The 22,540-nt window shown below is 50.1% G+C and carries 19 protein-coding genes; 7 read left to right on the top strand and 12 right to left on the bottom strand.

The window, feature by feature from the left end:
* Positions 1–142 precede the first annotated feature (142 nt).
* Entirely contained in the window at positions 143–2,089 is a 1,947-nt protein-coding gene (locus SD10_RS02210; protein WP_046375487.1) for a sialate O-acetylesterase, read from the top strand.
* Positions 2,090–2,112: 23 nt separating this feature from the next.
* Positions 2,113–3,666: a glucuronyl esterase domain-containing protein gene (locus tag SD10_RS02205; RefSeq protein WP_046375486.1), complete on the top strand. Its 1,554-nt coding sequence runs from the start codon at positions 2,113–2,115 to the stop codon at positions 3,664–3,666.
* 266 nt (positions 3,667–3,932) lie between these two features.
* Here SD10_RS02205 and SD10_RS02200 read toward each other — a convergent pair whose 3' ends face one another.
* The gene (locus tag SD10_RS02200) at positions 3,933–4,754 is read right to left on the bottom strand and encodes an alpha/beta fold hydrolase (RefSeq protein ID WP_046375485.1); all 822 of its coding nucleotides are present in this window, start codon (positions 4,752–4,754) and stop codon (positions 3,933–3,935) included.
* Between the two features lie 659 nt (positions 4,755–5,413).
* Here SD10_RS02200 and SD10_RS02195 point away from each other — a divergent pair.
* Positions 5,414–6,631: a GAF domain-containing sensor histidine kinase gene (locus SD10_RS02195; RefSeq protein WP_046375484.1), complete on the top strand. Its 1,218-nt coding sequence runs from the start codon at positions 5,414–5,416 to the stop codon at positions 6,629–6,631.
* 222 nt (positions 6,632–6,853) lie between these two features.
* Here SD10_RS02195 and SD10_RS02190 read toward each other — a convergent pair whose 3' ends face one another.
* From SD10_RS02190 to SD10_RS02155, 8 genes are all read right to left on the bottom strand, one after another.
* Positions 6,854–7,252: a T9SS type A sorting domain-containing protein gene (locus SD10_RS02190; RefSeq protein ID WP_046375483.1), complete on the bottom strand. Its 399-nt coding sequence runs from the start codon at positions 7,250–7,252 to the stop codon at positions 6,854–6,856.
* 213 nt (positions 7,253–7,465) lie between these two features.
* Positions 7,466–8,152 carry a CAP domain-containing protein gene (locus SD10_RS02185; RefSeq protein ID WP_046375482.1) on the bottom strand — a complete coding sequence of 229 codons (687 nt, stop codon included), beginning with the start codon at positions 8,150–8,152 and terminating at the stop codon, positions 7,466–7,468.
* 117 nt (positions 8,153–8,269) lie between these two features.
* Positions 8,270–9,175 carry an alpha/beta hydrolase gene (locus SD10_RS02180; RefSeq protein WP_082111486.1) on the bottom strand — a complete coding sequence of 302 codons (906 nt, stop codon included), beginning with the start codon at positions 9,173–9,175 and terminating at the stop codon, positions 8,270–8,272.
* A gap of 42 nt (positions 9,176–9,217) precedes the next feature.
* The gene (locus tag SD10_RS02175) at positions 9,218–10,054 is read right to left on the bottom strand and encodes a TIM barrel protein (protein ID WP_046375481.1); all 837 of its coding nucleotides are present in this window, start codon (positions 10,052–10,054) and stop codon (positions 9,218–9,220) included.
* An 86-nt stretch (positions 10,055–10,140) separates the two neighbouring features.
* Positions 10,141–11,682 carry a TolB family protein gene (locus SD10_RS02170; protein ID WP_046375480.1) on the bottom strand — a complete coding sequence of 514 codons (1,542 nt, stop codon included), beginning with the start codon at positions 11,680–11,682 and terminating at the stop codon, positions 10,141–10,143.
* A gap of 27 nt (positions 11,683–11,709) precedes the next feature.
* Entirely contained in the window at positions 11,710–12,405 is a 696-nt protein-coding gene (locus SD10_RS02165) for a 3-keto-disaccharide hydrolase (RefSeq protein ID WP_046375479.1), read from the bottom strand.
* 253 nt (positions 12,406–12,658) lie between these two features.
* Positions 12,659–13,021, bottom strand: coding sequence for a hypothetical protein (locus SD10_RS02160; RefSeq protein WP_046375478.1), 363 nt, complete (start codon positions 13,019–13,021; stop codon positions 12,659–12,661).
* Positions 13,022–13,133: 112 nt separating this feature from the next.
* Positions 13,134–15,422 (bottom strand): T9SS type A sorting domain-containing protein, encoded by a 2,289-nt coding sequence (locus SD10_RS02155; protein WP_046375477.1) that lies wholly within the window; start codon positions 15,420–15,422, stop codon positions 13,134–13,136.
* Positions 15,423–15,529: 107 nt separating this feature from the next.
* Here SD10_RS02155 and SD10_RS02150 point away from each other — a divergent pair, with 107 nt between their 5' ends.
* The 4 genes from SD10_RS02150 (at position 15,530) to SD10_RS02140 (ending at position 19,917) form a co-directional block, all read left to right on the top strand.
* The gene (locus SD10_RS02150; protein ID WP_148562531.1) at positions 15,530–16,852 is read left to right on the top strand and encodes a UDP-N-acetylmuramoyl-tripeptide--D-alanyl-D-alanine ligase; all 1,323 of its coding nucleotides are present in this window, start codon (positions 15,530–15,532) and stop codon (positions 16,850–16,852) included.
* A 63-nt stretch (positions 16,853–16,915) separates the two neighbouring features.
* Positions 16,916–17,536, top strand: coding sequence for a hypothetical protein (locus tag SD10_RS29935; RefSeq protein WP_227699122.1), 621 nt, complete (start codon positions 16,916–16,918; stop codon positions 17,534–17,536).
* 4 nt (positions 17,537–17,540) lie between these two features.
* Positions 17,541–18,200, top strand: coding sequence for a GDSL-type esterase/lipase family protein (locus tag SD10_RS02145; RefSeq protein WP_046375475.1), 660 nt, complete (start codon positions 17,541–17,543; stop codon positions 18,198–18,200).
* 55 nt (positions 18,201–18,255) lie between these two features.
* Positions 18,256–19,917 (top strand): beta-N-acetylhexosaminidase, encoded by a 1,662-nt coding sequence (locus SD10_RS02140; RefSeq protein WP_046375474.1) that lies wholly within the window; start codon positions 18,256–18,258, stop codon positions 19,915–19,917.
* A gap of 680 nt (positions 19,918–20,597) precedes the next feature.
* Here SD10_RS02140 and SD10_RS02135 read toward each other — a convergent pair.
* From SD10_RS02135 to SD10_RS28555, 3 genes are all read right to left on the bottom strand, one after another.
* A complete protein-coding gene (locus tag SD10_RS02135; protein ID WP_046375473.1) occupies positions 20,598–21,230 on the bottom strand; it encodes an NAD(P)-dependent oxidoreductase in 633 nt (210 codons plus the stop codon).
* Positions 21,231–21,243: 13 nt separating this feature from the next.
* Positions 21,244–21,408: a dienelactone hydrolase family protein gene (locus SD10_RS29310; protein WP_148562368.1), complete on the bottom strand. Its 165-nt coding sequence runs from the start codon at positions 21,406–21,408 to the stop codon at positions 21,244–21,246.
* 147 nt (positions 21,409–21,555) lie between these two features.
* Complete coding sequence (locus SD10_RS28555; protein ID WP_052731045.1) at positions 21,556–22,455, bottom strand: helix-turn-helix transcriptional regulator; 900 nt, start codon at positions 22,453–22,455, stop codon at positions 21,556–21,558.
* Between the last annotated feature and the right edge of the window lie 85 nt (positions 22,456–22,540).

Below are 22,540 nucleotides of genomic sequence, written 5' to 3'. Positions count from 1 at the left end.
TTATCGAATTCGCATCGGCTTTCTTTGTCATGCTGACGAACGAAGCATCTTAATATATCCTAACGCATAAGCAGGGATACACTAAGATGCTCCCTTCGTCAGCATGACAAAATCAATCTAAATTTCATTGACCTTTAACTCCATGAAAATCAGCGTTATTTCTGTCCTTAAACTGTGCCTCATCAGTCTACTCTTAACAAGTAGTCGTGTTGTACAGGCCCAGCTTCGTTTGCCCAAATTAATCAGCGATGGTATGGTGCTGCAACGGGATGTCACGCTTACGATTTGGGGATGGGCAACGCCAGGCGAGCGAATCACGGTGCGGTTTAAGGATAAGACTTACAAAACGGTAACCGACGCCCGTGGACAATGGCAACTAAAGCTGCCACCTATGACAGCAGGCGGGCCGTTTACGATGGAAATTGCGGGAAAATCACGGCTCGAACTAAAGGATATTCTGATTGGTGACGTGTGGTTTTGTAGCGGGCAAAGCAACATGGCCCATCAATTGAATATTCATGACGTAACGTACGCCCACGAAATCAAACAGGCCAATTATCCACAAATCCGGCAGTTCTGGATCCCTACCTTAACGAACCTGCAAGCTCCCCAAAGCGATCTGCCGAGCGGTCAGTGGAAAGCAGCCGTAGGCGAAGACGTACGACCGTTCTCCGCCGTAGCTTATTTCTTTGCCAAAAAACTGTACACAAAATACAAAGTCCCCATTGGGATTATTAACGCCAGCGTGGGTGGAACACCCATCGAAGCCTGGACGAGCGAAGAAGGCCTGACCCGCTTTTCGACCTTAAAAACGACCATCGATAAGAACAAAGACACGACCTACATCAATAGCCTGACCCAAAGGCCGTCCGTAACTGCCAATCGGCCAGCCCCGCCTGTTGATTTAGGACTGGAGGGAAGCCCAAAGTGGTACGAAGCTTCGTACATCCCCAAAGGCTGGCGTCCAATTAACATTCCCGGTTACTGGGAAGATCAGGGAGTAAAAGATCTGAATGGGGTGGTGTGGTACCGAAAAGAAATCGACATTCCCGCTGCGATGGCGGGAAAGCCCGCTAAAGTTTTTCTCGGACGAATCGTTGATGCGGATGAACTGTACATTAACGGTAAGTTAGTCGGAAGAACTACCTACATGTATCCCCAGCGTCGGTATCCGGTGCCAGCCGATGTTTTGAAAGCAGGCAAGAACGTATTCGTGGTCCGGGTCACCAACAACGCCGGTAAAGGCGGTTTCGTACCCGATAAGCCGTACTGCATTTTCGCAGGTGCCGACACGGTCGACCTGAAAGGAACCTGGCAGTATAAAGTAGGTACCGCTTACAGGCCAATAGAACGTCGGCCTGGCGGTGGCATCAATGCGCAGAATCAGCCAACTGCACTGTACAATGCCATGGTAGCCCCGGCAACCAACTATGCCATCAATGGTTTTTGCTGGTATCAGGGCGAAAGCAATGCCGGTAAACCTGAGGAATATGAAGCCTTACAAACTGCATTAATTAATGATTGGCGACACCATTGGAATCAGGGGAATTTACCCTTTCTGTTCGTACAGCTTCCTGGCTTTATGGACTACAGTTATCAACCCACCGAAAGCAGTTGGGCCGTGCTGCGGGAAGCACAGCTCAACTCACTGACCGCTCCGAACACGGCTATGGTCGTCGCGATCGACCTGGGTGAATGGAATGATATCCACCCCGATAATAAGAAAGATGTAGGTGAACGGCTGGCCCTGGCAGCGATGAAAACCGCATATAAGGAAAGCCTCGTTTATTCAGGTCCATTGTATCAATCGGCTACGGTTGATGGCAATAAGGTCGTGGTCAGCTTCACCAATACCGGCAGCGGATTGATAACTAAAGACGGTGACGAGTTAAGTGAATTTGCCCTTGCAGGGTCTGATAAAAAATTCGTCTGGGCCAAGGCCAGAATAGCCGATGGTAAAGTGATCGTGTGGAGTGACGAAGTGCCCAATCCCCGATACGTGCGTTATGCCTGGGCCGATAATCCAGTCAATCCGAATCTGTACAACAAAGAGGGGCTACCAGCCTCCCCTTTCCGAACCGACAATTAATCCTTTCTTTATCCCTGACTTCCATGCAAAAATACCTGGCGTTCGTGCTGTCGATGTGCCTTTCATTCACGAGCATGGCTCAACAGGCTATCATTGATAGTAGTAAGTATCCTGCGCTTAAAACATGGACGGCCACTCAGGATCAGGCCAATATGATGCAGCAGCTCGGCATCAAAAAATTGAGACCCGGTCCAAGTCCCAACGAATCAGAGCCTAATCATGCTAATTACGACGAAGCCCAGGCCGACCCCTGTCCACAACTGCCGGATGTTCTTACCACGAAAAATGGCAAAAAAGTAACTACACCAGAGCAGTGGTGGAAAGTCCGCCGTCCTGAACTGATCGAGGATTTTGAACGGGAAATGTATGGCCGAGTACCGAAAAGCGTACCAAAAGTAACCTGGATAACGAAAATTACCGATACTGAATTGGTCGGTCGCGTTCCGGTAGTGGCCAAACAGCTGATCGGCCGGGTTGATAACAGCGAATACCCCTTGATAAGTGTAAACATCAACATGGTGCTGGTTCTGCCGCAGAACGTGAAAGGCCCGGTTCCGGTCTTGATGATGTTTGGTTTCCTGCCCCCAACGTTGCCAGCACCCGCCCAGCCTTCGCTCGCCGATATGGAAAAACTCAATGCTACGTTCAAGGAGATGATGATTAAGCAAAATCCGGAGATGAAGGCAATTTTTGACCGATACCCGGCTTATGCACCCATAACCAGGCTGCCTGGCCCTAATTTCTTTGCTCCCGCGCCAACTGGTGATTCACCGCCAACTGAACAATTGCTGGCGGCTGGCTGGGGTTACTGCACAATTGAAACAGGTAGCATTCAGGCTGATAACGGTGCTGGTCTGACCAGGGGAATTATTGGTCTGGTCAACAAAGGCCAGCCTCGCAAACCCGACGACTGGGGTGCGCTGAGAGCCTGGGCCTGGGGCGCATCGCGTGCGCTGGATTATTTGGAAACCGAACCCCAGGTGAACGCCAAACAGGTTGGTATTGAAGGGGTTTCCCGGTATGGGAAAGCGGCCCTGGTCGCTATGGCCTTCGACCAGCGTTTTGGTTTGGCCTTGATCGGTTCATCGGGAAAGGGGGGCACTACCTTGCAGCGCCGGGTATTTGGGGAGGCTGTTGAAAGTCTGGCCAACAGCGGAGGTTATCACTGGATGGCTGGTAATTATCTAAAATACGCGACAGAGGAATCATCATTTGGCCGCAAGACAGGTTGCGATCTCCCGGTCGACTCGCATGAATTACTGGCCCTGTGTGCCCCACGCCCTACCTTCGTCAGCTATGGCATACCCGAAAAAGGTGATGCCAAATGGCTCGACCAAATGGGTAGCTACAAGGCCGCCGTGGCCGCTGGGCCCACATTTAAATTACTGGGAACAAGAGGCTTAGGGGCGAGTAACGACTATACAACCGAAAAAATGCCGCCTGTACTGACAGGGCTGATGGACGGCGAACTGGCTTGGCGGCAACATAATGGTGGCCATACCGACGCGCCCAATTTTCAGTATTTTATTCCCTGGGCTGATAAGTTGCTGAAGTACGAACGTAGTGCTAAGCAATAACCAAGAAAATAGAAGCCTGACACGGATCATTTACAGGTAAATATCAACCAGCTCGCTCTATTCTCGTACAGCTCAGAAGCTGTGCATGGGTTCTTTACAGGAAACGGCGCAAGCATCGAAGATAGTTTAAACAACAGCTGAAACGGTAAAATATCAGTAAATGATTTGCTAATAAATCCTCTTCAGACATTAACCAACCCAAAAAGCTGTCAATAGAACGAATGACAGCTTTTTGGGTTGTTGACTGGCAGTAAGCCATCGGTGCATTACGAATTGATAAAAGCCAGTAGGTCTGCGTTAATGGTGGCCGCTTCGGTGGTGGGCATTCCATGAGGAAAGCCCGGATACGAGATCAGTTTCCCATGTTTTAACAATTTTACCGCCTTTGCGCCGGAAATAGGGAATGGAACGATCTGGTCATCCTCCCCGTGCAGCACCAGAACAGGTACATCAACGCTTTTAAGATCTTCTGTAAAATCAGTTTCTGAAAATGCCTTGATACCATCGTGATGGGCTTTTATACTACCCATCATGCCCTGTCGCCACCAATTATCCCGAATGCCTTGCGAAATTGTGGCCCCTTCCCGATTGTAGCCATAAAAAGGCAACGTGAAATCCTGAAAATATTGGGGGCGGTGGGTAGCCGTACCTTCCCGTATTTCATCGAATACCGACAAAGGAATTCCGTCGGGATTCGCTTCGGTTTGTACCATTAGTGGCGTAACGGCACTAATCAGTACGGCTTTGGCAACCCGGCCCTGGCCATGTCTGGCCACATAACGGATCACTTCGCCCCCCCCCGTCGAGTGGCCAATATGAATCGCATCTTTTATATCAAGAAACGCCATAAGCTCCGCCACATCAGCTACATACGTGTCCATATTATGGCCCTCGGAAGTTTGAGACGAACGACCATGTCCTCTACGATCATGGGCGATGACTCGAAATCCCCGACTTACGAAAAACATCGATTGTGCGTCCCAATCATCACTTGATAATGGCCAGCCGTGATGAAACACAAGAGGTTGGCCTGTTCCCCAATCTTTATAATAAATCTCGGTCCCGTCACTTACTGTGATCTTGCTCATGTTTTTAAGATTAACTATTGGACGTAAATGAAAAAATTATAGGTGCGTAGTTCCCGTTTTCACAGTCATTACCCTACTATTCACTGGTTGATTGCCCTTGTAACTACCGATCGTTTCAATCAATCAAAAATCAACCGCCTGTTCATGCTTTGTTGACGATTGCTGGGACAAACCTACGGGGTAAAGGACTGGAGACAGCGGTAAAAACAGATGGAAATACGGTAAAATGAGGAGATTTTAACTGTAGTTAAGCCGGAAACAGCCGGACATGTGCATCCACCGAATCGTTCTGGTGACCGCATCCACAACATGAGCCTTTCTGGCTCTGAGCCTAAACGATAAAGTAGTTAACTACCCGTTCAGATATCTCAAGTCGGCTGACTGTGCAGATACGTTTCATTTACGGCTGGTTCTGGAGGAAGGTGCCAGCGAATTGGGATTCAAGTACCTCGTGACCACCAGAGCCGATTACTATGTATCCAGAAGGCGATTATTCAACACAGAAAGAAGCTCTATTTACCACATATCAAATATATGAAAATATTAAATTACCATAAATCAATAAACAGTAAATTGCCGTCTAGGTAATTAGTGAGGCTGAACGATGCGTTTGCACACGTAACAAAACACAAAAACGAATTTGTACTTTTTCGAATTATATGAAACCTGGCTATCCAATTGCCGAGAACGAATTTCAACGTCTTGTTGACCTGGCCGACTTTGACCTGGATTACACATCCTTACAGGACAAGTTTAAAGATCTGACTACCCTGGCGGCCAAAGTTACGGGAACGGATATTTCCTTAATCAATCTGATTGACTCCTACACGCAGTGGACAATTACTAATCACGGGCTGGATTTACAGTTTATGCCCCGTGAAGAATCAGTTTGTCAATACACCATCCTGGAGGAAAATAGCTTTGAGGTTAAGGATTTGCAAAGTGATGAACGATTTGCCAAACAGTGGTATGTCGCCGAAGACCCCAAGCTACGGTATTATTTTGGCATACCCCTCAAGTCGAGTAAAGGCAATTCACTTGGCGCGCTTTGCGTACTCGATACTACGCCCAAAGAGCTTGACCCCGAGAAAATTGAACTCTTACGGATTATAGCCGCGGAGATCGTTAGCCGACTGAATACCATCCGGGAGATTCACTACCTGAAACGGCACGCGTCTGAACTGAATGAATCACGTAAACGGGTAGCACATGACATTCGGGGGCCTTTGGGTGGCATCATCACCATGGCTCAACTGGTCACCAGCAGTGGCGATAGTATCAAACTGAAAGAGATACTGGAATTTATCGAGCTGATTCAAATGAGCAGTAAGTCGCTGCTCGAACTGGCGGATGAAATACTCGTCCAGGACGATAAATGGAAAAACAAAAACGAGACAGCCGAAGAGGTTTTCCATCAGTTGAAATTGAAGGACAATTTAGAAAAGCTATATGCACCTCAGGCACTGGTAAAAGGGGTTCATCTCTCTGTTACCACAGATTCCTCCACCGAATTAATGCCCTTTTCGCGCAATAAAGTGCTTCAGATAGTGGGCAATTTAATTTCAAATGCCATCAAGTTCACTCCGCAGGAAGGCCGTGTTGAAGTCAACACCAAGCTGACCATGGAAGGCTCACACAATATGCTCCTCCTTACGGTTCAGGATACGGGCGTGGGTATGACCGAAGAAAAAGTCAACCACATTTTAAACGGCCAGGGCCAATCCAGTCAGGGCACGGCCGGGGAGTCGGGCTATGGGTTTGGCTTACCCCTGGTCAAACACCTTGTCGACACCCTGAACGGATCACTAACGATTCGCTCATCCCCCGGAGATGGAACCTGCTTTAATGTTAGTTTATCGCAGCCAAAAAATAACTGACGCGTTTTTATAAGGTCAGCCACTAAAGAAATGGTTCGTTCACAACCTGTTTCGAGTAGCTAAAGCACACGGTGGTGTTTCGCTGGAAGAACGAGCCTTTTTGGGCGGGAAATTCAGCGACTATAAGTCCGTCTGCACTCGATTCTTGTTCAGCAAAAAAGGCAGCCACTCTTCCGAATGGCTGCCTTTCTCTAATGTAGGTAAGGGTAGGAAAAACTGAACTTAATTGATGGCCACCAGACGACTGGGTGCACTGGGCTGGTTGGTCGATAACGTCACCGAGTGGGTCGTCGTATCAACTCCATTACTAACCCGAACCTGATAAGCTCCGTCGGGCAGATCACTCAATGTCAGCCGAAGGCGGGCTATCGTTTCTTTCTTGGCCACCCGTTGAGCGAACAGTACTTTGCCGTCTGCATTTACTAGCTGAATGTCGACCGCACCCGTCGCTTCTTTATCCACGGCAATCTGAAGTTTACCTTCTGCGGTGGTGTACATACCCGTTTTGTAACTAGCCACCGTGGCTGGGCGTCCGCCGGGATTGGTGTTGGCCAATGAAGCCGAAAAAGTAGCCAGGGTTAAGGCAAAAGCAATGACGAGGGGATTGATGAGGGCTTTCATGATGTATGTGTTTTTATGATTTATTTTCCGTTTTGGATAGGTCAAAGGTCGGCAGGTTAGCGGCCAGGGGCTGTCACAAATGAGTCAATCGCTGACACTTTTGAGAATAGGTGCCTCAACAACCTACACTAGTGCAGGCAAACCTGACGCCGTGAGGCCAAAACGGGTAATAAAACAATTAGTAGAAGAGGCTATGCTGGATACAGCAGCTTGCTATCGACCAACCTGAGTGGTCGTAAAGGGTGTGCCAAAATTTTGGACCACCTGACCGAACGGCGGGCGACGCTGTTTGAATGGATGGGTCGATAAACGCGTAGCACATCCAACGTGGGTGTATAGCGGATTCAGCAGGTTATCCCGGTGGTGGGGCGAATTGAGCCACTGTACCACCGCATAACGGGCATAACTCGCGTAGGTATACGGCCCGTACAATTGCTTACTCTCCGAACTCAGGTATTCGTATTGCTGACGCCGGGCATTGAAACGTGCACTAAACCACTCGGGCGTATCGATGGTCTGGTATCTGCCGATGTTCTCGGCTAAGCGGCCAAATCGGTTTGTCTGTTTTTTAACTCGATTCAGCAGCGTCAGATCGGATAGCTGGTAGAGGTTTTCATGACTCGTATAATCATGCTGAATCATTGATTCGGCGTGGCTTCGGGCGGCCTGATACAGAGCCCAATCGAACTGGAGTATGGATAAGCCTGCCACACGGCGAGCCTCGTTGGTCGCCTGAAACAGAGCAACATCCAACAAGGCGCTATCAGGTTTCTCCAGAACCATCACCTGCTGACTGATAGGCTGCGCAAAAAAGGCTTCATCCGATAGCAAATAGGCTTCTGACAGGCCAGTTATGCTGGTCACCCAACGACCTACCTGAAGCACGATCCACCAGTTCATCGCTACCCGATTTAAAATGAGTTTATCAAGTTAAATTAGTTAATCATTCGTTCCAAGAAGGCTCCTAATTATTTTATAGCTACTGGTAAGGCACAGCTTTGAGCGAACGTGCTACATTCATTTACTGGTGCTAGCGGCTGGGCTACTGGTGGCTGGTTTTAAAAAATTGTTGTCGACCAGCCAATCGGCCATTCGCTGTGGCCAGGTGTTGATCGACTTTAACGTAGATCGGTCGCCCATATTGAAGCCGTGTTTTCCCTGTGTATAGATATGGGCTTCCACCGGCACCTTGGCCGCCCGATACTTCTGAAGCAAGGTAACAACAGGTCCAGAACAGCACATATCGTCATTGGCGGCTAGCATAAAGGCGGGTGGTGCGTCGGCGGGAACGGTTTCTGGAACGCCCAGTGGGCCAGGGTAAATCAGCATCTGAAAAGCGGGCTTCCCGTCGAGCCGGTCAATGGGGTCGGGTGCGTCGGCGAGGCCTTTACCGGGTGCATACGCGACCATTTCTACCACTTCGCCACCCGCCGAAAAACCGAGCATCCCCAGCCGATTAGGGTCAATACCAAACTCTTTCGCTTTGCTGCGCACAAGCCGCATGGCTCTATACGCATCCTCACGCGGGTGTTTGTCGAGCGAATAGGGCGAATTTTCTTCCCGGGCCAGCCGATATTTGAGGACAAAAGCAGCTACTCCGATGCTGTTAAGGTATTCGGCTGGCTGGCGCCCTTCGGCATTAAATACGAGTTCACGATGCCCGCCACCGGGACAAATAACAACGGCAGCGCCCGTGGCTTTCTCTTTGGGCGGCAGATAGACGGTTATGGATGGGTTATTGATGTGCCGCACCCAGTAATCTTTAGCCTGTTCAGGTTCAGTGCGCCGGTCTTCGAAACCAGGAGCGCCTTTCGGCCAGAGGGGTATTTCGGCCGGACTTCCCTGCGCACAAACCGTAATAGGCAACCCACCTATCAGCGCAACGACAACGAATCGGTAAAAGAGAGCGGTAGCGTTTACCATGGTCGGTTCGATTAAATAGGCAATTTAGGTAGCAATCGTCCGTTAGTAGTCGAGCCGGGCCAGGTAGTCGTAGTCATATTTGGCGCTTTCCAATGCCGTTTTCGGGTACTCTTCCTGCTCGACAAAAAAGTATTTCACCCCCGACTTGTCCATGTTCTGCAACATCTGCTTCACGTTGATCTGCCCTTTCCCAAATTCCGTACTTTCCTTTTTCGCTTTATCCATATCCTTGAGGTGCCATAACGGAAAACGGCCCGGATATTTCTTAAAATAAGCCAGCGGATCATTGCCGGTTACGATAACCCAGCCTAAATCCATTTCCATTTTGACGAGAGTGGGGTCGGTGCGATCCAGTAAAATATCGTACAACACCTTCCCGTCAACCTTGTCGAACTCGTACTCGTGGTTGTGGTAACCAAACACCAGATTGGCTTTCTTGCAGGCCTCAGCCGCTTTCGAAAAAGCATCGGCACAACGCTGGTAATTGGCTACGGTCTGGCCTTCCGATGGCAGTGATGAGCATACGAGATAGGTTTGCCCCGCTTCGGCAGCCATGTCGATGGAGCGTTGCCAGTCCTTGTCGATGTGCACATGCCCGCTGCGAACGGTCATTCCCAGATCACCGGCAATCTTTTTGATTTCTTTGGGTTGCAGGCCATAAAAATTTCCCTTGTCACTGCGGGCCGACTCCAACTGTTTGTAGCCGATTTTAGCCAACTTTTTTAATGTACCCGTGGCATCTTCCAGCATCTCCTTCCGAACGGTGTACAGCTGGATACCAATATCCTTCACCTTCGCGGCTTTTGCCAGATTGGGCGCGAGCAGGGCACCGGCGGCTAAACAGCCTGATGTTTTTAAAAACGTACGTCTTGTCTGCATAAACTTGTTCTGGTTAAAATAGCCACTCCTACAGGATGCAGGAGCAGTCACGAAATGCAGACGAGCAACGGCCTGTCTGCTGGGTCTTATTTCCCGGCCACATCAGCCGGGCTAATGGCCTGTACATCGGTATTGCTCACAAAGGCGATCCGTTTGCTATCGGGCGACCAGGAGGGCGTATTGATAGAGCCCTGTCCACCATACACATAGGCAATAACTTTGGGTTGCCCTCCGGCAACAGGCATGAGTCGCAAATACACGTGCTTGTAAGGCGGGTGAGCGCCAGCCTCTACTTCCTCTTTCAGGAAAGACAGAAAGACCATCCATTTACCGTCCGGCGAAATATGCGCGAACCAGTCGTGAAACTCGCCTTTGGTTACCGCTTCCTGATTACTGCCATCGGGCTTCATGCGCCAGATTTGCATAGTGCCGGTGCGGTTGGAGTTGAAATAAATATACTTGCCGTCGGGCGTGTATTCCGGGCCATCGTCGAGCCCCTTGGCGTCCGTCAGTCTGATTTCAGAACCGCCCCCGGCTGGTATTTTGTAGACGTCGAATTCGTTGTTGCGCGACCCGCAAAACACCAGATCCTTCCCATCCGGCGACCAGCCATGCAGATACGATGGACCTTTGGGCGTAATCTGCTTGGGTGTTCCGCCCGAAACCGGTACCGTATAAATAATTGATCCGCCAAGTTCGCGAACAGTGCTGCTTAGCCCAATCATTTTCCCATCGAAAGCCAGCACATGGTCGTTGTTATTTTCTTTGATCGTACCCGTATTCAGCACAGCAGGCCGACGGCGCGCCAGGTCAAAACTATACATCAGGCCTTCGCTATTGTAAATCAGCGTTTTGCCATTGCGCGTCCAGTTGGGTGCCTGAATGGAATTCGGCGCGGTAAAAATCACATCCCGTTTGCCCGTAGCCACATCCATCAGCTCCAGACGACTCCCTAAATCCATTTTGCCGGATGGAGCCCCCACCTTCGCCGGTATGGTGATTCGAACATCCTGAAAATCCGCCTTCTCCACAACGTCTTTGTTATGGGCGCAGACAAACAAGCCGACATACACTTCGTCGCCCAGGTTTATATCGGTCACTTCCCGCACCTGAAACGGCTCGCCAAATTTGGCTGCCCACAGCGTAAAGGTATTGCCCCGGCGTTCGAGCTGGATGATGTCGGCCCCGGAAACCGCCGAGCGATTTTCTTCTGTGGTGGCCCCAACGGTTCGACGGTACTGGAGCGACGTAAGGCCGTCGCCGTGCACCGTAGCGCTCACCTGGGGCGAATTGGCATCCAGACTGGCGCGGGCCATCCAGCCAATCTTGCGGTGCGGATCAACACCTTTGCCAACCAGATTGCCTCGTGTGTAGACGATAAAGTCACCTTTTATGCGCTTCCACAGAAACTGAAATTCATCGGCTGTGCCCCAGATATTCGTCCCGGAGCCAGTTAATGCATACGACTGGTGGGCCGAATTAAACGTACTTGTGCCGGCATGTAAAACGCTGCCAATATCACCCTGCCCATCGAACACCCCAACGGCTTTCGATTGGGCCCAGACGGATTGGCTAAGGAGAACCAGCAGACCGCCCCAGCAAAGTGATACCAAAAATTTCCGGTTCATAAGGTAAGGTTTAGGAATAGTGTACGCTTATAATCGTCTGACTTTAATGTTTTTCAGCCACACTTTTTGGCCATGATGCTGAAGCATCAGCAAGCCATCGGTCGATTTAGCAAACTTGGGATTGTTCCTGAATTTACTCTTATTGATCCGCTCAGTCAGATCGGGTGACCCTATCTCATACTCAACGACTTTGCGGCCATTTAACCAGTGTTCTACATGCTTATTGTTCACGATCAGCCGGGATTCATTGTACTCGCCAACCGGCTTGAGGTGTTTGTTGACAGGCACGATCAGGTCGTAGAGCGAGCCCGCCGACCGGATGGGTGCTTTGTCATTGAAGTTGATATCGTCCAGCAGCTGCATCTCAAAATTATCCAGCCAGTTAGGGCTATTGCCATTCCCCGACTGTTGATCAGCCTCTTCGTTCATGTAGTAAAATACCCCGCTGTTTCCAGCGACGGACACTTTCCAGTCCAGCGCGAGTTCAAAGTTTTTGTAACTATCCTTCGTCACCAGATCAATGTTGGGTACGCCCGTTTGAGCCACCAGAGCACCGTCTTCAACCTTCCAGGCATCCGTTGGGAATGAAGTCATTTTGTACCCTCTTAACTTGTCTGTCGATTTGCCATCGAACAGATACTCCCACTTGTTTTTCGATTGAGCATTACCGATCGTCGTCCACAAAGAGAATAGAGCAATCAGGTACAGAGGTATGTTTTTCATAAAGCGGGGAACAAGCAATGAGCGACTATAGAACGTCAATATGTACGAATAACATATAAAGGCAAATCAACGCATTCTCTACGGTTCATTTCTCAATTATATTTGACGCGGTTCGAACTTTGTTTTCAAAGTGCTTTTTGTCATTCCGCCGATAGAAGCAATAAACACCTACCCGGCGCCAACCCAGCTGCCGTTTTCGGCAACAAAAAAGTCCCACTCGGTTGAGGGGGACTTTTTTGTTGGTACGTATTGATTAATAACGCTCATTGCCTTCATCTTCTTCCTCGGCGAGCTCAGTGATTTCAGCATCCAGTTCATCGTCCGACAAATCGTCGCTGGCATCATCCACAAACTCGTCGAGTTCTGCATCGTTGGAGAGTTCATCGGTAGCATGACGTGCCGTAGCCGTATCTGTATACAGCAGCGTATCCGTAGCTTCGTCGTCTCCCTGATTCATGATGTCAGGTTCGTTGTTGACGCCCAGGCCGGCATACACGACCGCATCCTGCTCCGCATCATTTTCGGGCATATTGGTATTTTGGGGCGACATGCCTTCCAATGGCCCGCCCGTACTTTGGTCAACCTGTTGCTGACCGGAGCTACTCGTATTTTCCATAGTGGTTCAGTAACTGGTGGTCACTGACGGGGCTAGATACATACCCATTTCCGGCCACCAGATGTTCCTCTCTAACCACCGGGACTAAAAAGAGTTTTCAGAAAGTCCAGTGTTATTTCCAGACAACTACTTTCTGAACCAGTATTGGGCGATTGTCCGTCATAAGCCGCAATAGATAGGTACCATCGGCCAGATTACCCAGATCAAGGATCGTCTCAACATCGGTCTTGACGGCTTGTATGGGCAACATGGATTGGCCCGATAACGATACCAATTCAATGCGCCCATCGTAGTGCGGACGCACCGTCAGGTAACGGTCTGTTGGATTTGGGAACACCCAGGGGCTGGTCGGCTCGTCCTCAATGACGCCCGTTACGACTACTTTCTGTGAGGTATTTTTGAGGTAGCGTACTCCACCGGCTGTGCTGCCCAGCATCAGATCGGGAAGCTGATCCCCATCGAGGTCGGCAACGGCGGCAATCAGCCCCTTACCGGGTAACCCCAGCGACGCCAGCGAATCAATCAGGGTAAACGACTGGTCAGCGCGGTCAGGAAACTGATACACCCGAACCGTGCCATTGTCGGCGGCAGCAATCAGTTCATTTTTCTGATCGCCGTTAAGATCGGCAACAACCAGCGAACGCGCTTTTGCGTACACGAAATCGTCGGTAGTGAATCCGCCAAAGGTCTGGTTCTGCAACTGGAATACCGGATTGGTAGCCGTTCCGGTGTTCCGGTAATACAGAATCGTACCGAAGTTATAGCGACCAATCAGCACATCAGGTTTGCCATCTTTATCGACATCCGTTACGGTTAACAGATCAAGTGAGCCCATCAGATCAGGTTTAGGCCAGCGGATAGCCCCAGCCAGATTATATTGAGCCGCAGCCCCTTTAGCTGCCGAATTGACCAGCACACGAATTTCTGTGTTTGTTGCCGAAGCACCGGTAATCACCAGGTCCATGCTTCCGTTATTATCGACATCGACGAAGGAGGGCACGATGTTTGTCAACGCCAGCGATTGGCCTATACCCAGGTAGTCAGTGGTCACGAGTGCGAAGGCCGGGTTTTGCGTAGTGCCTTTGTTTTCGAACTGCCAGATACCCGCGCGGTAACTGGAGCCCAGCCCTACCCCGCCATAGCCCACCAGCATATCCATATCGCCATCGCCATCCAGATCGGCCAGCGCGGGAGCGGCTCGTTCGCCCAAATCGAGCATATCACTTTGCAGAAAATCTTTCTGAATAAGCTGAAACGCTGGCTTTTGGGTTGTCCCCGTATTTTTATAAAACCAGCCCGATGCCCGAAAATCAAAGGCATACCCATCGTTGAAGTTGACATTGGGCGAAGCCAGTAAATCTTTCTGCCCATCGCCGTCGACGTCTTCATAATACGTCGCCGGGAAGGCAGGGAACAGAATCGGATTTGTCGCGGGGAACAAACTATCGTAGCTTACAAAATTCGCTTTGGCACTGTTCGGGCCGGCATTGTGCAGCCGGGCAATATTTTCGCAACTCACAAAGCCGAACAGCAGGTCTTTATTACCATCTCCATCGGTATCGACTACCGTCAGCGTGTTGCCCGTATGCATAGGCCTGGCCCCGGCTGGCTTGCCACCACTGGGTTTGGCAGCATTAGGCTTGGCATCACTTGGATTGGCAGCAACCCGCCCCGAGCCATCGGCACATTGAATACCAAACGTAAAATCGTTGCAGAATTCTTTATGAAAATGACCCCAGCACTGGTCGCCCGTTCGCATGAAGTCGAGCCCCCCTTTTGTGCCTGTTTTCTCCACGCTCATGTTTTGCTGGTAAGCAATGATGTTGCCGTCGGCATCGAACGTAATAATATCAATATCTCCATCATCGTCGTAATCGGTGATGGCCGGCAAATCGACGGAGGTAACATAAAGCGTCTGGAAACCGCTGAAGCCAATGGTTTTGAGCGGATCGACCGCAACTTTGAACGATACGGCTCCGCCCTGCGATTCATTGTGGTAGACGACTACCCCCTTTTCACTGTTGGTAAATATGTCTTTGCGACCGTCGAGGTCATAATCGACCAGCAACATCCAGCTATACATGACGGGCGGAAATGCCTTTTCGTACTCAGGCGCATACTGCCAGGCAATGCCACTGCCAATTGGGTTATCAATGGCAATAAAAGTGCTGACTTTATTGGTTGTCCGGTCAAACACCGCCAGATCGTCGCGCGAATCGTTGTTCAGCCGGATGGTTGAGTACTGGGTGGTGTTGAGGCCACCTACCCACGGATTGAGCAAGGCCCGCCCATTTATACTCACCGTTGGGCTTTGCTCATAGCGAAAGGAGATTTTTCCGGCCGACTGCGCGAACGTAACGAGGGGAATTACTAAAAAACAAAGCGTAAACAGCTTTTTCATCTAATTTTGGGTATCGCTTAATCAGAAAGTGAGCCGTAAGAGAAGTAAATCTTTCAGCTTCTTCACATCCGTTGCGTTTAGAAAACGTTGAAACCGACCCGAATATGATGGTCACCATCGAACAACTCTATCATAAATTTCAGGAATGCGCGGGCGTGTCGACTGATACCCGCCGAATAACGCCCGATTGTCTGTTTGTCGCCCTCAAAGGGGATACTTTCGATGGCAATAAATTTGCCGAACAGGCCCTAGCAGCGGGTGCCCGTTATGCCGTTGTCGACGATCCTGAGGTGGCCAGCCGGGTTGCGGGCTGTCTGCTGGTAGCGGATGGGTTAACGGCCCTTCAGGGTTTAGCCCGCCATCACCGCCAAACGTTTACCTTTCCGGTCATTGCGCTGACGGGTTCGAATGGCAAGACCACGACAAAAGAACTGATAGCGGCCGTTTTGTCGAAGAATTATCAGTTGTATGCTACCGTCGGCAACCTCAACAACCACATTGGCGTGCCCCTCACGCTCCTGGCGCTTAACGAACAGCATGAACTGGCAATCGTTGAAATGGGTGCCAATCACCAGAAAGAAATTGAGTTACTCTGCTCCATCGCCCAGCCCACCCACGGGCTGATTACAAATGTTGGCAAAGCGCATCTGGAAGGGTTCGGTGGTATAGAGGGGGTCAGAAAAGGCAAGGGAGAACTTTACGATTACCTCGCTCAAAACGCAAAAACGGTCTTTATCAACTCGCGCGACAAGACCCTGACAGCCATGTACCGGGAACGATTAAAAGCGATCCGTTCCGAAACAAGCTTCGCCGAAGTCATCTTCTATCCGGCTGCCGAATCGGATCAGGAACCGATTACCCTACTCAGTGAATCGCCCGTGGTCGTTTACCGGGATAGCTCGGGGCACGACGTCACGACTCACCTACCGGGTCGCTATAACTTCGAGAATATGCTGGCGGCTCTGGCTATTGGTGCGTATTTCGGCGTCTCGTCCGACGATGTCAACCGCGCCGTGGCAGATTACAATCCAACCAATAATCGTTCACAACACATTACAAAGGGCACGAATACCGTATTGCTGGACGCCTATAATGCCAATCCAAGTTCGATGGCAGCGGCTATTCAGCAATTTGCTGCTACACCCGCCAAACGGAAAGTGGTGATTCTGGGCGATATGTACGAACTCGGTCCGGAAAGTGAAGCGGAACACACGGCCCTCGGGAAACTCATCGCCGAAAGCAAGTTCGACCTGGTCATTCTGGCGGGAAAAGACATGCACTATGCGCTGGGTTACCTTCCCAAAGCGTATTATTTTCCCGACAAATTTTCACTACATAACTGGCTGATGGACAATCCGATGACGGATACACACATCCTGGTAAAAGGATCGCGGGGCATGAGTTTGGAGTCGGTTGTGCCTTTCTTATAAAGATTTCTTTGTGGAATGTTGTCTTGCGTGAATCTCTTGATTAAAACATAATCTTATCGAGAGATGACTCGCCCTTATACGCTCCTTTTAGTCTGTTTGTTTGCATGCTTTACTTCATGCAAATCTGTAGATTCGTCAACTGACCTGATCGACGAAGATTACAGAATTTATTCTGCTTACTTAACTGATTTTCCGTTTTACAAAAACGTCCCGTCAGCGGGAGCCATTATTATAAATGACTCAACCACATTTAATCCAAACAACATACATCCGACAACTCCCTGGTCGTGGGTTGCTAAATTGGGCGATCGTTGCCATTACTTAAAGAATACGGTAAGTTGCAAGAGAGCTCAGGACCCGGCTTGGGCATCGCTTTTCGAGACGATCAAGCAAGCAAGCTCCCTTAAACAAGAGCGCCTGTTCGCTCATAAATTTACCGTTCGTTGTCCTATTATAATGCGATCGCAACAGGCAAAGACTCCATCAGAACGACAAGGTGATAGTTTATCAACTCACTATCTTTTTGGGCTGTCAAGAATTTCATTTGACCAAAACAAAACGAGGGCCTTGTTTTTTGCTAGTTTTTATTGCGGTGGTAAGTGTGGACGAGGAGAATTAGTTATGCTTGAGAAAGTTAATCAAACTTGGTTGCTCATTGATACATTTAGATTCTGGATTTCTTAGCCAAATGAACAAACTTCCCCAGTCACTTCGCGTGCTTCTTTTCATCCTGTTACCCTTTTGCTTAACTGCTCAAGACCGTCCATTCGAGGCCGAAATTCGGGCTTTTGAGCAAGCTGATCTTACCTCGCCCCCACCTCAGAACGCGATTGTTTTTACAGGAAGCTCATCCATTCGGTTGTGGGAAAACCTGTCCACTTATTTCCCACACAAAAAGATACTGCAACGTGGTTTCGGCGGTTCCGAACTGAGTCAGGTGCTGCTCTACGCCGACCGGATTATTGTTCCTTATCACCCAAAGCAGGTTGTGGTGTATGCGGGCGAGAACGACATTGCTACAGGCAAACAAACCGGTAAACAGACCTTCGATCGGTTTGTGGCTTTATTCGAGCACGTTCGGCAAAAATTACCGAAGGCGACGTTCACCTTTATTTCGATCAAGCCCAGCCCCTCGCGTCGGCAATATTTCCCGGAAAATGACGTGGCTAATCAACTCATCAAACAGTATTTGGGCAAACAGAAAAACACGCAGTTTGTGGACATCCGGCCCGTTATGCTTGGGCCAAACAAGCAACCGGTGCCCGCTTTGTTCAAGCCCGATAGCCTACATATGCTCCCCGCAGGCTACGAGCGTTGGGCGACCGTGCTAGGGCCTTATTTGAAGTAAATAGTGTGCCCCTGACTACTTTTACCTCTGCCGGTCTACTAAACCAGTTCCATTCATGAAAAACGTTCTTCTCTGTGCAGTCGCCCTGCTGGTTTCGGTTCAGGCCATCGTAGCGCAAACGGCTACGTACGCCATTTTGCCCAAGCCTACCCAGTTGGAAGCGGGTAAGGGCAGCTATACACTACCCACTACACCAGCCATTAGCGTCCAATCAGCGAATCCCGAAGTACGCCGAATTGCGCAGGTGCTGGCCGACCAGCTAGCGAAGGCCACTGGATTCAGCCCGCTGATTACGACAGGAAACGCATCGAAAGGCATTTCCTTCGTAGATGCTAAAGGAAAGCAACTAGGGGCCGAGGGCTATACACTGGTTGTTTCGCCTAAACAGATCATCATTGCTGCCGAACAGCCACAGGGCTTTTTTTATGGTGTGCAATCGCTTATGCAACTGATGCCTGCCGCGATCTTCAGTCCGACGAAAGTGAGTGGTGTAGCCTGGACGGTGCCCGCCTGTACCATTACCGATCAGCCCCGTTATGGTTATCGCGGATCGATGCTCGATGTTGGCCGATACTTTTATCCGGTGGCATTTATCAAGAAGTACATCGACCTGCTGGCCTTGCACAAAATGAACACTTTTCACTGGCACCTGACCGAAGATCAGGGCTGGCGGATTGAAATCAAGAAATACCCTAAACTAACCGAAGTTAGCTCGATTCGTAAAAAGACAATGGCGGGTCACTACCGGGATCACGCGTATGACGACAAGCCCTATGGTGGTTTCTATACTCAGGATGAGGTGCGGGATGTGGTCAAGTATGCGCAGGAACGCTATATCACCGTCATACCCGAGATCGAAATGCCCGGCCACTCGGTAGCCGTGCTGGCCGCTTATCCCGAACTGGGAAGCAATCCGGATAAGATTCTGGATGTATCTTATAACTGGGGCGTTCATGACGATGTGCTGTTTCCGCGCGAAGAGACCTTCACCTTTCTGGAAAATGTCCTGACCGAAGTAATGGGTTTATTTCCGAGTCAATACATTCACATTGGTGGCGACGAATGCCCGAAAACGCAGTGGAAACAGAGCCGTTTCTGTCAGGCGCTGATGAAAGAAAAGGGACTCAAAGACGAGCACGAATTACAGAGCTATTTTATTCAGCGCATCGACAAATTTGTTACGTCGAAAGGCCGCCGGATCATTGGCTGGGACGAGATTCTGGAGGGCGGCCTGTCGCCCAACGCCACGGTGATGAGCTGGCGGGGCATCAGTGGCGGCATTGCAGCGGCCCGTCAAAATCATGATGTCGTGATGAGTCCCACCACCTATTGTTACCTCGACTATTACCAGGCCGACCCCAAAACGCAACCTGTAACCATTGGTGGCTTACTACCCCTTGAAAAAGTATATAGCTTCAATCCATCCGTATCCGACAGCCTGACCGCCGACCAATCAAAACACATTCTGGGTGTACAAGGCAACGTCTGGTCAGAATACCTGCCGACAACGCACTCGGTCGAGTACATGGCCTACCCACGCCTGATTGCCCTGGCCGAAACAGGCTGGACCCCGCAGGCTAGCCGAAACATCGACGATTTCAAGCAGCGGCTGGAAATTCACAAGAAACGACTGGACTACCTGAAGGTCAATTACTTCGGCGCCCCGATCAACAACACCTTCCAGTACGTGTGGCCGAAGGAAACAGCGAAAAAGTGAAGAGCATCTAAAGCATCGCCTTGCCAAAGCGGAAGGGTATACTGATCGCTCTAATTGCCAGTATCATTACGGACAGTGTACTTATTCAGGTACCTCCACCGCTCGGCTTATGCTGGCTTTTTTGCAGTCAGGCTTTGTATTTATTTGGCACTCGTTGTATAACTACTGTGGCTGTTGCAAAAGTCTGGAAGTCCCCTATTCCTTAGCCGTTTTGCTTCTGTAAGGGTCAGAAAATAGCTCACAAACTCGTTTTGTTAATCCGTTTTTGGGCTTTTGCAACAGCCACTACTCTTATGTTAGCCTCGTTCTTCGCCCAGATAGTTCGAAGTTGTCTTTGGTTATTTCCTGGGTTTTCGTTTCATCCCATTCATCCTTGCCGTCAGGCTCTTCTAAACTGGAATATACTTGAGGTTCAGCAAGTTGAAATCGTCTTGATTATCTTCAGAGACATATAAAATTCGGCCAGCCAAAAGTTAGATTTGAGCCTGACATCAATTCTCTTTGATCTTACCAGCTGTTAATCTGTCGATGCCCGTCATACGGCTCTCGCTGTGGACACAAAACGAGTTGACCAGGCTAAGGGGGCTGCTACAAATGCTGGTTACCACGCCTGCTGGCTGGGTTGGAATGCTGAACAGAGAGGCTATAAGCTGGTGCTCAGTTGACAAAAATCGGCTTATTCAGTATCCGATGGCTGGCGTCTTGTGAACGTATTGGGGTATATCGAGTTGGTTGAGGATAAAATCCGCGATGTCGCTTCGGGCAATCGAACCAGCATCGTCTAGCACACCATTGGCGGCTACGCGGTACTGTCCCGTTCGGGGGCCGTCGGTAAGCCGAAAAGGACGCACAATTGTCCAGTCCAGCCCACTGTGTCGAACCGTCTTTTCCAGTTGCCGCATGTCTTCGTATTTGTGCTTAAGTAGCGGTTTAATCAGCCAGAGGTAAAACAACGGGCCAATCGGTTTATCCAGTACGCCCACACTGGTCAGGCAAACCAGGCGGCTAACGCCTTGTCGTTTCATTTGCTCGATGATGTTGTGCGCCGTTTCGCGATGAAACGTCATGGGTTTGAGTGACTCCCGAAAGCTACTGACTCCCAGCGCCGAGATAACGGCATTCTGCTGTTTGAGTGCCTGGGTAAACGTGTCTGGCTTCATAGCGTCACCCGCCGTCACGCGCAGCCGCTCGTGGGTCAGCCTATACGATTCTGGTTTACGGACGATGGCCGTTACCTGGTGTCCTCGTTCGAGGGCTTGTTTGACAAGTTCGCTTCCCGTGCCGCCGTTCGCGCCAAAAATGGCAATATTCATGATCGATCCGTGTTTAACAGGGTTGTACATAGCTCATTGAGGGCGATGAGCGACAGAGATGGGCGTCAAAAAACGTCAGTGTCTGTTGCCAAGCATCGGCCGCTGGTTCGGCCCTGAACAACGAGCGGCTCTCGTTCATAAACGAATGACCCCGCCCCTGGGCAAATTTTGATGTCATGGCGTATCCCGGCCTTCGTCAGGTTGGTTGCTAACTGGCGTCCGTGTTTAGCCATAAAGTCGTCCTCAGGAAATGAGCCCGCCAGCCCGATTGATGATAGGCACAAAGGTCACCAGGATGACCAGGCTGAGGGTAGGATCAATGCGGTTAAGAACCGGACAAATCGTGCTGAATCAACTGCCGGTACCCGGTTGGTGTCAGTGTCGTGTGCTTCTTAAACAGGCGCCCAAAGTATGACGTGTCCTCGATACCCAGGCCATTGGCAATGGCATTGATGTCGAGGGTGGTGTTCTGTAGCTGAACCATCGCATGAAGTACGAGCGTTTCGAGCAGCACCGTCTTGGGTGCTTTACCCGTTACCCGCTTCACACAACGAAACAGGTAATTCTCCGATACGGCTAACTCGTTGGCGTAATACTGCATGTAATGGTACCGACAGCAGTGCTGACCGACCAGTTGTTTGAAACGGGTTGTCAGCAGTTGGTCGCGGGAGAGACCAGTTGTGAAGTCAGTGGCTTTCGGTAACAACTTGACAATCATTGCCGTTAGCAAATGTAGGGCCGACTCGCTCAACTTGCTCGTCGTCAGCATCCGCTCCGCCATTAGCAGTTCACACAGGCTTTGCAGCCACACCTGTTCAGATGACGTAAGCGGTAAAAGAGGGGGCATACTGTACCACTGTTGCCGCTGGTAAGGCGTAAGCAACGGGTCGATTACGGGATTAGTGAACCCGATAAAATAACCGGCTATGTTGGAGCTAATCGACTGAACAGCCGTGATTGTATCTACCCGCACCAGAAGCAGGGTATCCGGACTGGTTTGAATCTGTTCGGTGTTGTAGAGATGCTGGCTTTGCCCTTGGGTAGGCAGTACTAAGTAGTTGTAAGCCGTTCGGTGCATCAGCGTGGGCACCCGAAGCTGGGGAGCCATATCTTCGAGTCGGCCGATCTGGCTGAATGTGTCGGGGTCGGCTGTAGCAACTGGCTGCTGGACAAAGGCCTGGCGGAAGGCATTGATGGTAAGGTGCGGAATTGAGGATGCCATCATCGTGCCTTGTTGATTTACTGTATGCTACGGATCAGCGTTGACAGTTATTAAAAGAAAAGATACCTCTCTATTACTCAGAACCGCT

Source organism: Spirosoma radiotolerans, from assembly GCF_000974425.1.
GTDB classification, from domain to species: Bacteria; Bacteroidota; Bacteroidia; order Cytophagales; family Spirosomataceae; genus Spirosoma; species Spirosoma radiotolerans.
This window is presented reverse-complemented; position numbering and strand designations above follow the sequence as displayed.